The 14433-nt window shown below is 71.5% G+C and carries 13 protein-coding genes; 4 read left to right on the forward strand and 9 right to left on the reverse strand.

The genetic code is table 11. From position 1 onward, the window contains the following. Window positions 1-148: 148 nt before the first annotated feature. A complete protein-coding gene (locus tag ACIQCZ_RS08800) occupies window positions 149-730 on the forward strand; it encodes an RNA polymerase sigma factor (RefSeq protein WP_402280813.1) in 582 nt (193 codons plus the stop codon). Next, a complete protein-coding gene (locus ACIQCZ_RS08805; RefSeq protein ID WP_402280814.1) occupies window positions 723-1427 on the forward strand; it encodes an anti-sigma factor family protein in 705 nt (234 codons plus the stop codon). The genes ACIQCZ_RS08800 and ACIQCZ_RS08805 overlap by 8 nt, the downstream gene beginning before the upstream one ends. A gap of 32 nt (window positions 1428-1459) precedes the next feature. On the opposite strand, the gene ACIQCZ_RS08810 is transcribed toward ACIQCZ_RS08805, so the two are convergent. Genes ACIQCZ_RS08810 through ACIQCZ_RS08845 form a run of 8 tightly spaced genes read right to left on the reverse strand, consistent with a single transcriptional unit; the run spans window position 1460 to window position 10270 of the window. After that, entirely contained in the window at window positions 1460-2863 is a 1404-nt protein-coding gene (locus ACIQCZ_RS08810; RefSeq protein ID WP_402280815.1) for an FGGY family carbohydrate kinase, read from the reverse strand. A gap of 14 nt (window positions 2864-2877) precedes the next feature. Beyond that, entirely contained in the window at window positions 2878-3939 is a 1062-nt protein-coding gene (locus tag ACIQCZ_RS08815; RefSeq protein WP_402280817.1) for an NAD(P)-dependent oxidoreductase, read from the reverse strand. Then, on the reverse strand, window positions 3936-5012 hold the full coding sequence (locus tag ACIQCZ_RS08820) for an ABC transporter ATP-binding protein (RefSeq protein WP_402280818.1): 1077 nt from the start codon (window positions 5010-5012) through the stop codon (window positions 3936-3938). Before ACIQCZ_RS08820 ends, ACIQCZ_RS08815 begins: the two co-directional genes overlap by 4 nt. Beyond that, window positions 5009-5827 carry a DeoR/GlpR family DNA-binding transcription regulator gene (locus ACIQCZ_RS08825; RefSeq protein WP_402280820.1) on the reverse strand — a complete coding sequence of 273 codons (819 nt, stop codon included), beginning with the start codon at window positions 5825-5827 and terminating at the stop codon, window positions 5009-5011. The genes ACIQCZ_RS08820 and ACIQCZ_RS08825 overlap by 4 nt, the downstream gene beginning before the upstream one ends. Continuing rightward, window positions 5824-6960 carry an ABC transporter ATP-binding protein gene (locus ACIQCZ_RS08830; protein WP_402280822.1) on the reverse strand — a complete coding sequence of 379 codons (1137 nt, stop codon included), beginning with the start codon at window positions 6958-6960 and terminating at the stop codon, window positions 5824-5826. The genes ACIQCZ_RS08825 and ACIQCZ_RS08830 overlap by 4 nt, the downstream gene beginning before the upstream one ends. Beyond that, window positions 6957-7871, reverse strand: a complete 915-nt coding sequence (locus ACIQCZ_RS08835; protein WP_402280824.1) for a carbohydrate ABC transporter permease — start codon at window positions 7869-7871, stop codon at window positions 6957-6959. The genes ACIQCZ_RS08830 and ACIQCZ_RS08835 overlap by 4 nt, the downstream gene beginning before the upstream one ends. After that, window positions 7868-8839 carry a carbohydrate ABC transporter permease gene (locus ACIQCZ_RS08840; RefSeq protein WP_402280826.1) on the reverse strand — a complete coding sequence of 324 codons (972 nt, stop codon included), beginning with the start codon at window positions 8837-8839 and terminating at the stop codon, window positions 7868-7870. The genes ACIQCZ_RS08835 and ACIQCZ_RS08840 overlap by 4 nt, the downstream gene beginning before the upstream one ends. Window positions 8840-8842: 3 nt before the next feature. Continuing rightward, window positions 8843-10270 carry an ABC transporter substrate-binding protein gene (locus ACIQCZ_RS08845; RefSeq protein WP_402280828.1) on the reverse strand — a complete coding sequence of 476 codons (1428 nt, stop codon included), beginning with the start codon at window positions 10268-10270 and terminating at the stop codon, window positions 8843-8845. Between the two features lie 163 nt (window positions 10271-10433). On the opposite strand from ACIQCZ_RS08845, the gene ACIQCZ_RS08850 reads away from it, so the two are divergent. Together ACIQCZ_RS08850 and ACIQCZ_RS08855 are read left to right on the forward strand one after the other, a co-directional pair. Further along, complete coding sequence (locus tag ACIQCZ_RS08850) at window positions 10434-11861, forward strand: FGGY-family carbohydrate kinase (RefSeq protein WP_402280830.1); 1428 nt, start codon at window positions 10434-10436, stop codon at window positions 11859-11861. A 105-nt stretch (window positions 11862-11966) separates the two neighbouring features. Then, window positions 11967-12599: a histidine phosphatase family protein gene (locus tag ACIQCZ_RS08855; protein ID WP_402280832.1), complete on the forward strand. Its 633-nt coding sequence runs from the start codon at window positions 11967-11969 to the stop codon at window positions 12597-12599. Here ACIQCZ_RS08855 and ACIQCZ_RS08860 read toward each other — a convergent pair. After that, complete coding sequence (locus ACIQCZ_RS08860) at window positions 12589-14007, reverse strand: amino acid permease (RefSeq protein ID WP_402280833.1); 1419 nt, start codon at window positions 14005-14007, stop codon at window positions 12589-12591. The two genes, ACIQCZ_RS08855 and ACIQCZ_RS08860, sit on opposite strands and share 11 nt — an antisense overlap. Window positions 14008-14433: the final 426 nt, after the last annotated feature.

Genomic DNA, 14433 nt, shown 5'->3' on the forward strand with positions numbered 1-14433 from the left:
TGGGATTGCCCTTTCGGGAAACTTTTCCGACCCGGGTCCTCCGGTCGTCCTCGCCGCGCGGGTGTGCCGGGGCTCCGGGCCAGTCCTTCCACCGCACCGGGGCCGCCCGGGGCAGGCAATCCGCGCGGGCCCGTGTTACGTAAGGAGTATGCGCAGGATTGGCATCCCCCTGGAGCGGGTGCCCGACGAAGCGCTGCTGGCCGGGCTCATGACCGGCGACCCCGAGATCGCCGTGGCCTTCGTCCGGCGGTTCCAGCGTCGTGTCTTCGGCGTGGCCGTCGCCGTGGTCGGCGACGTCCAGCTCGCCGAGGACATCGCACAGCAGACCTTCGAGCGGGCCTGCCGACACGCTCAAGTCTACGACCCGCGCCGGGGATCGGTGCCCACCTGGCTGGCGGCCATCGCGCACAACCTCGCGATCGACGCCGTCCGCTCGCGCAAGGCCACCCCGGTCGATCCCGCGGACATGGAGAACATGATGGAGACCATCACCGACACCCCGGAGCGGCACGCGCTCTCCGCCGAGACCGCGGAGGAACTGCGCCGCGCGGTCGGCTCACTGCCACGGGAACAGGCACGAGCCCTGGTGATGGCCGGTATCTACGGGATGACGGCTCAACAGATCGCCGACTTCGAGGAGATACCGCTCGGTACCGCCAAGACCCGGATAAGGGCGGCCATGGGCAAGGTCCGGGCATCCCTCGCGACCAGGCAGGTGGACCATGACTGACAACGGCGGGTTCACCTGTGAGCGGCTCCGGGAGATCGGCGCGGAACTGGCGCTCGGCGTGCTGCCCGCCGAGGAGAGGGCCGGGGCGATGGAACACCTGGAGCACTGTCCTGCCTGCCGCGAACACCTCCACGAGCTCGCGGCCACGTCGGACGCACTGCTGGACCTCGTTCCGGGCAGCGAACCACCGGTCGGCTTCGAGGACAGGGTGATCGACCGGCTCGGACTCGCCTCCGGGCGGCCCCCGCGCCGACGCGTGCAGTGGCGGCGGTTCGCCCTCGCCGCGGCGGCGGCGGCAGCGGGTCTGGCCCTCGGCGGAGGCGGCTGGGTGCTCGGTGCGTCCGTCGGCCGTCCGGCCCCGGTCGCGCCCATCGTCTCCCCGGTACAACCTCAGCTGCTCACCGCCGAACTCGCCAACGCGGGCGAGTCGTTCGGGCAGGTCTACCTCTACACCGGGACCTCGCCCTGGCTGTACACGGCGGTGGACGCCGACGGGCACTCCGGCACCGTCCGCTGCCAGTTGCAACGGGCCGACGGCTCCACCGTCCGGGTCGGTTCCTTCACCCTCAATCACAAGGGCTACGGCTCCTGGGCAGGGCCCTACCCGGCCGGCACATCGCCGGTCACCGGCGTCCGCCTGCTCAACCCGGACGGCTCCGTGCTCGCGAGCGCCACCTTCGGCCAGCCCCACAGCTGACGTCCGTGCCCGCGGACACCGGGAACACGTCGTCACGCGCGGGCCCGCGCACGGGCCTCGGCGAGCCGGGTCAGGTGGTCCCCGTACGCCTTCGCGTAGAACGACGCCCGCGCCGGGTCCGGTTCGACCACCGTCGTCGGGGCCGTCCAGGCGGCCATGTCCAGCTGCGCCCCGAAGCGCCGCGCCGCCGCGAGCACCGCGCCCCGCGCGCCGACCTCGCCCTCCACGATCCGGACCGGCCGGCCCAGCACATCCGCGAACAGGCGCATCCAGGCGGGGGAGCGGGTGCCGCCGCCGCACAGGGCGAGGGAGCCGGTGAGGCCCGCGGCCTCCAGGCAGTGGCGGGCGGCGAAGCCGATGCCCTCGCAGACCGCGCGGATCAGATCCGCCGGGGTGGTTTCCAGGGACACACCGGTGAGTTCGGCGCGCAGGCGTGGCTCGACGAACGGGGCGCGCTCGCCGGACGGGGCGAAGTAGGGGAGTACGCGGACACCGTTCGCGCCGGGCGGGGTGGCGGCGAGCAGGGAGTCGACCTCCGTGTGACGCACACCGGTGGTGCTCAGGACCCAGTCGAGGGCGGCGGTGCCGACCATCGCGGGCATGGCGCGCAGCCAGTGGCCGGGCCGGTCGGTGGAGATGTGCAGACCGGCGGGCTCGCCGTCCAGATCGAGCCGCTCGGTGGCCACCAGGGCGGCCAGGCAGGTGCCGACGATCAGCAGACCGTCACCGGGACGGGTGACGCCCGCGCCGAGGGCACAGGCCGGCAGATCGTACGGGCCGTTGGAGATCCTTACCCCGGAGGGGAGTTCGGCGGTGGCGACCGGGTCGCTGACCGGGGCGAGGAGCGAGGCCCGGTGGTCGAGGCCGAGCGCGGCCACGACGTCGGACGAGTACGTACGGGTCATCGGGTCCAGGAACGGCATCGACGCGTCGGACACGTCCGTGGCCCGCACCCCGGTCAGCCGCTGGAACACCATGTCCTTGCAGTACAGCGCGGTCGTCGCCGCGTCGAGCGAGGCCGGGTCGTGACGGTCGAGCCAGGCCAGCACCGGGCCCGGACAGCCCGGGAACATCGCGCTGCCGGTGCGCCGGTAGACCGCCCCGAAGACACCGGACGCCTGCCAGGCGTCGACCAGTTCATGGGCGCGGCCGTCCATCCAGGAGATCGCCGTACGGACCGGCCGGCCCGCCGCGTCGACCAGCCAGACCCCGTCGCCCTGCCCGGTGAGACCGGCGAACGCGACCCCGTCGGAGCCCAGCGCGGCCAGGACCTCGCGGACCGCCCCGTACACCTCGTCCATGTCCTGTTCCACGGAACCGTCGTGGATCGTGAGTCCCACGGGGCGGGACTCGACGGCCAGTGTGCGGCCGTACGGGTCGAAGGCCGCGGCCTTCACCACGGATGTGCCGACGTCGATGCCGATGTATCTCGTCATGGGTCCGGCCCTCCTCACAGCGCGTGGGCGAGAGGTTCGTCCCGCACATAGCGCGCCACCTCGGCCGCGGCGATCCGGGCCGCCTTCTGAGCGACGGCCCGGCTGGCGCCCGCCACGTGCGGGGTCATCAGCAGATGCGGGGTGCGAAAGAGCCGCGATCCGGCCGGGGGCGGTTCCTGCTCGTACGTGTCCAGCGCCGCGGCCCGCAACCGGCCCGAGTCCAGGGCGTCGCACAGCGCCTCCGTGTCCAGCAGCCCGCCCCGGGCCGCGTTGACCAGAACCGCGCCGTGCGGCAGCAGGGCCAGCTCGCGGGCGCCGACGAGGTGCCGGGTCTCCGGGGTGAGCCTGGCGTGCAGGGTGAGGACACGGGAGCGGTTCAGGAGCGCCTCCAGCGAAGGCGCGCGCATGCCGTGGACGTCGCCGCGCACATACGGGTCGTACACCTCGACCTCGGCGCCGAACGCGGAGAGCACCCGGGCGACCCGGCTGCCCACCGCCCCGTAGCCGATCAGGCCGACGGGGGTGTCCTCCAGCTCCAGCCCGCAGTTCTCGTACGTGTAGTGGGAGGCGTCCCAGCGGCCGTCGACGGCGAGGGAGCGGTGGGCCTCGGGGATGCGGCGCAGGGCGCAGAGGATCAGACCCACGGTGAACTCCGCGGTCGCCGCCGCGTTGCGGCCGGGCGCGAAGCAGACCCGCACCCCCCGGGCCCGTGCCGCGGCCGCGTTCACGTTGACCGGGCCGCCCCGGCAGACCACGACCAGCCGCAGATCCGGTGCGGCGGCCAGCACCCGCTCGGTGAACGGGCCCATCTGCGTCACGCACACCTCCACCCCGTCCAGCGCGGCGATCAGCGCGTCCTCGGCGTCGCTGGCCTCGTCGACCTCGGCTACCTTGCCGAAGGGCTCCAGGGGCCAGGGAAGAGTGAGTTCGGTGAGGCGGGGCTCCGTACCGAGAGGGCCGAGGGCGTGCCGCAGGGCCTCGGCGATCAGGGAGTTGCGGACGAAATGGTCACCGGCGACCAGAATTCTCGTCGTGGGGCGGACCGTTGCGGGGCGGACCGTCGAGGGGCGGTTCATCGCAGAGCGTCTCCTGTCTGGGCGTCGAAGACATGGATGTGCCGGGGATCGGCGGTGATGCGTACGGTGTCGTCCCGGTCGAGCCGTACCTCCGGACCGGTCACGGCGACCAGGGGCTTCGCCACCCCGTCGAGCGAGAGCGTGGCGATGCCGGATTCCAGCAGGGGTTCATGGGCGGCGACCCGGGCCCGTGCACCGGTGTCGTCCAGGCGCAGGTCCTCCGGGCGGATGCCGAGCACCACCGCGCGTCCCGCCGTAGGGCGGTGCGGTACGGGGATGCGCACGGAGTCCGAGAGCCGCACCCCGCCCGCCCCGTCGGCCGTCCCCGGCAGCAGATTGATCGCCGGTTCCCCGACGAAGTCGGCGACGAACAGATTCACCGGCGCGTCGTAGATCTCCTCGGGGGTGCCGAGCTGCTGGATCTCGCCGTCCCGCATCACCGCGATCCGGTCGGCGAGCGACAGCGCCTCCTCCTGATCGTGCGTGACGAGGATGGTGGTGTGGCCGCTGTCCCGCTGGATGCGCTTCAACTCCCGTCGGGTGGTGTCGCGCTGGGCGGCGTCCAGATGGGACAGCGGCTCGTCGAGCAGCAGCACGTCCGGGGTACGGATCAGGGCGCGGGCGAGGGCGACCCGCTGCTTCTGGCCGCTGGAGAGCCCGGCGGGGCGGGCGTCCAGCAGTTCCGTGATCCCGATGCGTGCGGCCATGTCGGCGACCCGGCGGCGGATCTCGGCCCGTCCGTACCGGCGCCGGGCGGCCAGTCCGAAGCCGAGGTTCTCCGCGACCGTCAGCGGCGGGTACAGGGCGTAGTTCTCGAACGCCACCCCGATGTTGCGGCGCCGGGCGGGGAGCCCCACCACCGACGAGCCGCCGATGAGGATGTCGCCGCCGGTGACCGGCTCCAGTCCGGCGATCATCCGCAGGGTGGTGGACTTGCCGCAGCCGGACGGGCCGAGCAGCCCCAGCAGTTCGCCGGAGCGCAGTGCGATGTCGAGGGAGCGGACCGCTTCGACGGCGGCCCGGCCACGTCCGGTGTAGGTCTTGCGCAGTGCGCGCAGGACCAGTTCAGTCATCCGTCATCGCCGCCTCCCGTTCCGGACTCGCGGCCGGTGCCGCAGACCTCGTAGGGCACCTTGTGCTCGTCGAGTTCGCGCAGGTCCCGTTCGGACGCCCCGTCGTCGACCAGCAGCAGATCGAACCGGGAGAGCGGGGCGAGCCGGTGCAGGGCGACCCGGCCCAGTTTGGAGTGGTCGAGCAGCAGCACATTGCGGCTCGCCGAGTCGAGCATCGCCCGCTTCACGGAGACGATGTGCTGCTCCTGGTGGTAGGCGTAACCGCCGGACACCGCGGAGGTGGAGGTGAAGCAGATGTCGACCTGGAGCGACTGCACCGCCTCCACGCACGAGACGCCGAGGAAGGACGAGTGCAGCGGATCGAAGTCGCCGCCGAGCCCCATCAGATGGATGCCGCGCTCCTGCGACAGCAGGTTGATCGCCTCCAGGAAGTTGGTGACGACGGTCAGCGGGGTGATGGAGCGCAGCCTGCGCGCTATCTCCAGGGTGGACGTCGAATCGTCGAGCATCACCGCCATGCCGGGTTCTATGAGCCGCAGGGCCCGCTCGGCGACGGCGGCCTTCTCGGCGCGCATCGTCTTCAGCCGGTAGGAGACGTTCGACTCGAAGACCCCGGACGGCTGGGCGGTGACACCGCCGCGGAACTTGCGGACGATGCCCTGCCGTTCCAGCTCGTCCAGATCCCGGTGGATGGTCATCAGGCTGACGTCGAAGCGTTCCGCCAGCTCGGCGGCGCTCACCTCGCCCTGTGCGAGGACGTACTCGGCTATGGATGCCTGGCGCGGGGCGGGGCCCCGCTGCGGAACGTTGCTCACGTGCTGATCCTTCGTCCTGGACGTGCCGGCCGGTCGGCCTCGAACAGCAGCAGACTCTCAGGCGGTACGGAGAGCCGGACCGGACGGTCGGGGCTCAGGCCCGCCGCGTCGGCGCGCGGGACGACGAGGGACAGCCGCAGGCCGCCGATCCGGACGGTGACCTCGGTGGCGCGGCCCAGCAGCTCGGTCACGTGGACGACTCCGGTCAGCTCCAGGCCCTCGCACGTGCCGGCCGGTACCGCACCCGGGCCCTCGCCGGGCCCCAGGAGCCGGATGTCCCGTGGCCGTACGCCCAGTTGGACCACGGTTCCGGGCGGTGCGGGCACCCTCAGCGGCAGCTCGTACGCCCCGTCCGGCGACCGGAAGCGCCCCTCGGCCGTCACCGTGCCCGGCAGCAGATTGATCCGGGGTCTGCCGAAGGACTTGGCGACGAAGGTGTCGTACGGTCGGTGCCACAGCTCTTCGCGGGTGCCGGTCTGCACCATGCGGCCGTCGCTGATCACCCCGATCCGGTCCCCGAGCGCCAGCGCCTCCACCGAGTCGTGGGTGACGTACAGCGTGGTCGTGCTCCGGACCGAGCCGATCGCCTTCAGCTCCGCGCGCATCGCCTGCCGCAGCTTCGCGTCGAGATGCGACAGCGGCTCGTCGAGCAGGAACGCGCGGGCCGGCCGGACCAGTACCCGGCCGAGCGCCACCCGCTGCCGCTGACCGTTGGAGAGCCTGCCCACCGGACGGTCCAACAGGGCGCCGATCCCGAGGAGTTCGGCGACCTCCCCGATCCGCTCGCGCGCCTCGTGCGCGGGGAGGCGGTGGCGCGGCGAGCGGAGCGGGGAGGCGAGATTGTCGTACGCGGTGCGGTGCGGGTACAGGGCGTACGACTCGAAACACATGGCCACGCCCCGGTCGTACGGCTCCACGCCCGCCATGTCCGTCCCGCCCAGCTCGACCGTCCCGGCCTGTGGCTCCTCCAGGCCGGCGATCGTCTTGAGCGTGGTCGTCTTCCCGGCGCCGGACGGGCCGAGCAGGCAGAAGAACTCGCCCTCGGCCACCTCCAGGTCCAGACCGTCGAGCGCGCTGTTCCTCCCGTACCGCTTGCTGATCCCGCGCAGCGTGATCGCCGCCGGGCCGGTCACGACTTCACCGCCCCGAACGACAGCCCGCGCACCAGATACCGCTGGATGGTGAGCGCCAGCAGCAGCGGCGGGACCACCGAGACCAGGGCCGCCGCGGCCGTCAGGTTGTACTTGGGCCGGTCGCCGCCGAGGAAGGACAGCGCGCCGACCGTCACCGTCTGGGCGTCCGACGAGGTGAGGATCAGCGGGAAGACGAAGTTGTTCCACGCGAAGATGAACGCCAGCAGCGAGACGGCCGCGATGCCGGGTCTCACCAGCGGCAGCGCGACCTTGAAGAACGCCTGCTTGCGGGTGTAGCCGTCCAGCAGCGCCGCCTGCTCCAGCTCGGGGGAGAGATCCGAGAAGTACGACCGCATGATCCAGACGATCAGCGGGAGGGTCACCAGTTGCAGCACCCACACCATGCCGACATACGTGTCGAAGAGCCCGAGCTTCTGGTAGAGCACGAACAGCGGGATGATGACGGTGAGTTCGGGGGCGAAGCGGAACGAGAGCAGGGTGAACATCAGGTTCTCCGAGCCGCGGAACCGCCACCGCGCGGCGGCGTACGCGGCGGGCAGCCCGATCAGCAGCGAGAGCGCGACCGCGCCCAGCGACACGACCAGGCTGTTCACGAAGAACCGCACGAACGGCACGCCCTGGTCGCCCCCGGCGCCGAGCACGGTGCGGTAGGAGTCGAAGGTCGGGGTGAACGAGAAGTACGTACTGAACAGCTCGTTCGTCGGCTTCAGCGACAGGATCACCATCCAGGCGACCGGGAACAGCGCGAAGACGAAGTAGAGGATCAGCGCCAGGTCGGCGGCGACGGAGAGCACCCTGCGCCTCGTCGCGGCCCCCTTGCGTCCGTGGCTCGTACGTCCGCGCCTCGGCGCGGCCCCTTCGCGTCCGTCCCCCGTACGTCCGTGCCTCATCGCGGCACCTCCGCCGCCCGGTTCTGGATCCGGCCCAGATAGCGCACCAGCACCATCGTGACCAGGTACACCACGGCCCAGAGCACGATCATGTAGCTGATCCCGAACGAGTAGCGCTGGAAGCGGATCGCCTCCAGATAGGCCCGGATCTGAAGGACCATCGTGGAGTCGCCGGGGCCGCCCTCGGTCAGCGCGTAGATGATGTCGAAGACCTTCAGCGAGTCCATGAACCGGAAGATCACGGCGACCAGGACGTACGGCCACAGCATCGGCAGGGTGAGGCGCCGGAAGGTGAACCACCAGCCCGCCCCGTCGACCGCCGCCGCCTCGAACGGCGAGGCGGGCAGCGAGCGCAGTCCGGCCAGCGCGAGGATCGCGACGAACGGGGTGTAGACCCACACGTCCACGGCGATCGACGACAGCAGCGCGCCCGTCGGCGTGTCCGTCCACTGCACACCGCCGAGGCCGAACGGTTCGAGCAGATGGTTGACGACGCCGACCGACGGCTGGAGCATCAGCTTCCACATGATCGCGGCGATCACCGGCGCGATCATCAGGGGCAGGATCAGGAGCTTCTCCAGGACCCGTCCGACGAGGCTCGACCGGTGCAGCAGCAGGGCCACGGCCACCCCGAGCGCGGTCTCGACGGCCGCCGCGCCGACCGCGTACAGCGTCGTCACCCGCGCCGAGTCCCAGAACGAGGGCTGGGTGAGGATCCGCCGGTAGTTCTCGATACCGACCAGGTCCGGCCGCGGTTTGCTCGCCGCGAAGTCGAACACCGTGTAGTAGAGGCCGAGTCCGAACGGATAGAGGATGCCGCCGGTCAGCAGCAGCGCGGGCACGATCAGCAGATACGGCCGCAGCGAGCGGCGCCACGCCGGAACCGCCCGCTGTGCCCGCTTACCGGCCCCCGTGCCGAAGGCCGCCCCGTGACCGGTCTCCGGCACGGGCGCCACGCGTCCGGACATCGGTCAGCCGGCCTTCGACGCCAGATCGCCGGCCAGTGAGTTCAGCACGGACGAGGCGTTCTTCCCGCCGTAGATCTCCTGGAGCGCGGCGGCCCAGCTGGTCGTCGCGTCGAAGAACTGCTCCTGCGGAGTGAACTGGATCTTCGTCTGGTCGACGACCGTCTCGAACGTCTCGATGAAGCCGGGGACGGCCCGCATCTTCTCCTTGTACGCGGGGTCCTGACTGACCGACCTGCGTACCGGGTCGATGTGGTTGTGCTCGATCGCACCCTTGCGCAGATGCTCCTTGCCGGTCGCCCACTGGAGGAACAGCCAGGCCGCGGACTTGTTGCGGCTCCTGGCGTTCATGCCGAGCGACCAGATCCACATGTTCGTGGCGAGCGAGCCGCCGGGGCCCTTGGGGCCGGGGTGGAAGGCGATCTTCCCGGAGGCGGGGGAGGCCCCCTTCACCGCCTGGAAGTAGGCGGCGGTGTCCGCGTCGAAGAGCATCCCCGCTTTCTCGGCACCGAGGTCGCTGGAGCACTGGTACCAGGTGTACGAGGTCCAGGACGGCGGCCCGCCCTTCTTGACCATCTCCGCCCAGTCCCGGGTGAACGCGATCGCCTCCGGGGTGTTCATCGCGGGCTTCACCCCGTCGCCCTCGACGGTGAAGTCCTTCAGCCCGTTGCGGGCGTACATCGTCATGAAGCCCGGGTGGATCGTCGCCCAGCTGCGCGAGCCGCGCACCGCGACCCCGTACATCCCGTCGAAGCCCGCCCCGGGCGCCCTGCGGGTGATGGCCCCGGCCACCTCGCGCAGTTCGTCGAAGGTCTCGGCCGGCTTCAGGCCCAGCTTCTGGAACACCTCGGTGTTGTACGCGACGACATTGGTCTCCCAGCCCCACGGCAGCGCGTACTGCCCGCCCTGCCCGAGCGGAGCGCCCGCCTTCAGCGACCACTGGTCCGCCCGGAGCAGGTTGGGGAAGAAGTCCGCCTGGTCCCATTCGGCCCCCGTCGCCGAGGAGTTGCGCATCCAGGGGCCGAGATCCTCCAGCCAGCCCGGCGGGCCGTACTGCCACACCATGTACGCGCCGAGCATGAAGACGTCGTAGGAGGCGCGCCCGCTGGAGAGGTCGACGGTGAGCTTGTCGAAGTAGTTGTCCTCGGGGAAGACGTCGTACTCGACCTTGATGCCGGTCTTCTCGGTGAACGCCTTCAGATCGGCGATCAGGGCATCGGTGTACGGATGCTTGTTGAGCAGTGCCTTGACCGTCCTGCCCTTGGCCCGCTTCCAGTCGAAGGAACCGGTGACGTCGTCGGCCGCGGAGCCGCCGCCCTTGCTGTTGTCACCGCCGAAGCCCGCGCCGCAGGCGGTGAGCAGCGGGGTGGCGGACGCGGCCGCCGCCGCGCCGATGGCGAGGAACCGCCGCCGGTCGTGCGCGTGCATGTCCATCCGTGACCTCCACGGTCCGGCCGGAGATGGGGGGAGGGGAGCGATGCCGTTCACACGTCGAGTCGACTGGTTAACAGAGCTTGGAACAACAGAAGTTGGCCGTCAATCCCTCGCGCAACGGAAATTCTCGGTGCAGAGTGAGAACTTCACAAGGAGGGCCGATATGTGGATGGGTATCGATCTCGGCACGCAGAGCGTCCGCGCGGTGGTGGCGGGGGACCGTGGTGAGATCCTCGGCAGCGGCTCCGCCCCGCTCGCCGGCAGACGCGACGGGGTGCGGCACGAGCAGAGCCCCCTCGACTGGTGGACGGCCGTCTGCACGGCCAGCCGCCAGGCGCTGCGCGACTGCCCGGCGCCGCGTGCGCTCGCCGTCTGCGCCACCTCCGGCACCGTTCTGCTCGGCGACCGGACCGGCCGACCGCTGACCCCGGGGGTGATGTACGACGACGGGCGCGCCGTGACGGAGGCCGCCACGGCCCGGACCCCGCCGAGCTGGGCGCTGCCCAAGGTGATGTGGCTGCTGAAGGAGTACGGGGCAGGGGCGGGCGAGGGCGTACGGGTCATGCACCAGGCCGACCTGGTGCTGGCGCGGCTCGCCGGAACTCCTCTGCCCACCGACTCCAGTCATGCCCTGAAGACCGGCTATGACCTGGAACGGGACGCCTGGCCGCGGCGGAGGTTCGGCAAGCTCGGCCTGCCCGACGGGCTGTTCCCGGACGTGGTGCGGCCGGGCCGGCGGATCGGCGAGGTGGGGCGGGCGGCGGCCGAGGAGACCGGGATTCCGGCGGGCACGCTCCTGGTGTCGGGGATGACGGACGGGTGCGCGGCGCAGATCGCCTCCGGTTCGCTCACCGTGGGCTCCTGGAATTCGGTGCTCGGTACGACGCTGGTTTTGAAGGGGGTCACCTCGTCGCCGGTCGCGGACCGGTCCGGGGTCGTCTACAACCACCGGGCGCCGGACGGGCTCTGGCTTCCGGGCGGGGCCTCGGGGGCGGGCGGCGGGGCGCTGACCGCCGCCTTCCCGGGCGTGGACCCGGCGCGGATGGACGCGTCGGCCCGTGCGTACGAGCCCGCGCGCGTGGTCGCGTACCCCCTCGCCGCGCCGGGCGAGCGCTTCCCCTTCGTCGCGCCGGAGGCCACCGGCTTCCTGCTCGGCGAGCCCGCCACCGACGCCGAGCACTGGGCCGCCCTGCTGACCGGGGTGGGCCTGGTCGAACGGCTCTGCCTCGACTACCTCGACCTGCTCGGCGCCCAGCTGTACGACCGGCTCACCCTCACCGGCGGCGCGGTCCGCAGCGGCTACTGGAGCCGGCTGCGCGCCGACATCCTGGGCCGGCCCGTGTACATCCCGCGGTACAGCGAGCCGGCGCTCGGCATGGCCGTCCTCGCCGCGTACGGGGCGCGGGCCACGACCACGCTGCAGGGGGCGGCGGGCCGGATGGTGCGGTTGCGGCACGTACTGCACCCGCATCCGGTGCGTACGGCGTGGTACACCGAGCCGTACCTCACGCTGGTGGACGAACTGGAGCGACGGGGCTGGCTCCCGGGCCAGGTCGCCGCCCATGCCCGTACGCGGGCCCAGGCGTCGTGACCCGATCGGATCGGTCGTGCTCCGCCCCTGGTCGTTCGGCGACACCCCGGCCCGCCCGTACCTGAACGGAGAAGCCATGACCCCTCGTACCCGAATGGAGAAGCCATGACCGGGAGACCGGCCGACCTGCTGCTCGTCCGCCACGGCCAGACCGTCTGGCACGCGGAGAACCGTTACGCCGGGGTCAGCGACATCGCCCTCACCGACGAAGGGCGCCGCCAGGCCGAGCGGCTGGGCGAGTGGGCGGTCCGGCACCCGGTCGACGCGATCTGGACCTCGACGGTCACGCGCGCGATCGAGACCGCGGAGCCCGCGTGCCGGGCGCTCGGTCTCGTGCCCCGGCGCGAATACGACCTGCGCGAATGCGATTTCGGCGAGGTGGAGGGGCGCACTCTGACGGAGTTCGCGGCCGGGGATCCGGAGTGGGCCCGGCAGTACCGCGCGGACCCGGTGGCCCACCCCTTCCCCGGTGCCGAGGACCCCCGGGCTGCGGCGGCCCGGGGGGCGATGGCGCTGCGCCGGATCGCGGACGGACACCCGGGGCAGCGGGTCCTCGTCGTCGCACACAACACCCTGCTCCGGCTCGTGCTGTGCGAACTGCTGTCGATTCCGCTGGGCGCCTACCGCAGGGTCTTCCCGCAATTGCGCAACGGTGCGGTCAGCGAGATCCGGATCGGGGAGCAGGGCGGTGCGCTGCTCTCCCTCAACGTGCCGTGCGTGCCCGACGTCAGCCCTTGACGGCCGCGGACCGCCGCTGCCGTACGAGACCGACCGCCGCCAGTACGACGGTCAGGGCGCCGGACGCCATCAGCTGGTCACGCGTGCCGGGCTGGCGCAGCATCAGGACGAAGATGCCGAGCATGGCCAGGAGCGCCACGACCGTCAGGACCGGGAAGAGCCACATCCGTACGACCAGCTTCTCCGGTGCCTCGCGTTCCAGCCGGTCGCGCAGGATCAGCTGGGAGAGGGCGATGAAGATCCAGACGACCAGGATCACCGCGCCGATCATGTTGAGCAGCCACGGGAAGACGTCATCGGGCCGCCAGTAGCTGAGCAGTACGCACAGGAAGCCGAACACGGACGAGACCAGGACGGCCGCGCGCGGGACGCCCGAGGAGATCCTGCCGAGCCGCTTGGGACCCTGGCCGCGGGCGACCAGCGAACAGGCCATGCGCGAGGCACCGTAGATGTTGGCGTTCATCGCGGAGAGCAGGGCGACCAGGATGACCACGTTCATGATCTCCGCCGCGCCGCTGATGCCGAGGTGGTTCAGAGCCGCGTAGAACGGGCCCACCTCCACGACCTTCGGGTCGTCCCACGGGACCAGGGTGACGACGACGGCCATCGAGCCGACGTAGAAGAGCGCGATCCGCCACATCGCCGTCCGCACGGCCCTCGCGACGCCCCGCACCGGGTTCTCGGACTCGGCCGCGGCGATGGTGACGGTCTCCAGACCGCCGTACGCGAAGACGGAGGCGAGCAGCCCGATCACCAGACCCTCGGCGCCGTTCGGCATGAAGCCGCCCTCGCCCCTGAGGTTGGTGGAGCCGGGGGCGTCCGTGCCCGGCAGCACACCCAGGATCGCCAGCACGCCCAGCACCAGGAAGAGGGTGATCGCCACGACCTTGAGGGTGGCGAACCAGAACTCGAACTCGCCGAACTTCTTCACCGAGGCCAGGTTCGTGCCCAGGAAGACCACCATGAACAGCGCGACCCAGGCCCACTCCGGTGTGCCGGGCAGCCAGCCGGTGACGATCTTCGCGGCACCGATGCCCTCCAGGCCGACGGCGACACAGAGCAGCACCCAGAACGCCCAGCCCACGGTGAACCCCGCCCACGGCCCGATCGCCCGCTCCGCGTGGACGGAGAAGGAACCGGAGGCCGGGTTCGCGGCGGACATCTCGCCGAGCATCCGCATCACGAGCATGACCAGCAGCCCGGAGACGGCGTACGCGACGACGATCGACGGGCCCGCGGCGGCGATACCCGCACCCGAGCCGACGAAGAGCCCGGCGCCGATGACACCACCGAGGGCGATCATCGAGAGGTGGCGCTGCTTGAGCCCGTGGGTGAGCGCCGAATCGTCCCCGGTGCCGGAGACGGCGACCGGGGAGTCGGTGGGGGGAGACGCGGTGTTCCGAGACATGGACGAGCTCTGTTCGGTAGGGGAGCCACGACGCACGTGGGGGCCGTGCGGGGACGTGGGGGGACGTGGGGGGACGGAGCGCATGTGGTGGGGGGCGTGGGGGACCTGCGCGGACAGTCTGAGCACGCACTCCGCCCACAGGGAACCACTGTCCGCATTACGGGCACGATGCTCACACAAGGCGCACATTCGGGCACGCACCGATGCCGGGGAGGGATCCCGGGCGGTTCGGGCGCGTGCCTCCGGCGGGCCGGAAGCGGCTCCGGGCGATGCGGGAGCGGTCCCCGGCGGGCGGGGATACGACCCGCGGACGACCCTCCTTTTGGCGGGAACCTACAGTCCTTCCCGGGCGCCCCTCCCCGCAGAAATCGAACTGATCCGCCCTCACCTCAGTGACGAGCATCACGCCGCCGCGTGATTGCGTGA

Source organism: Streptomyces sp. NPDC093149, from assembly GCF_044754145.1.
Classification (GTDB): domain Bacteria; phylum Actinomycetota; class Actinomycetes; order Streptomycetales; family Streptomycetaceae; genus Streptomyces.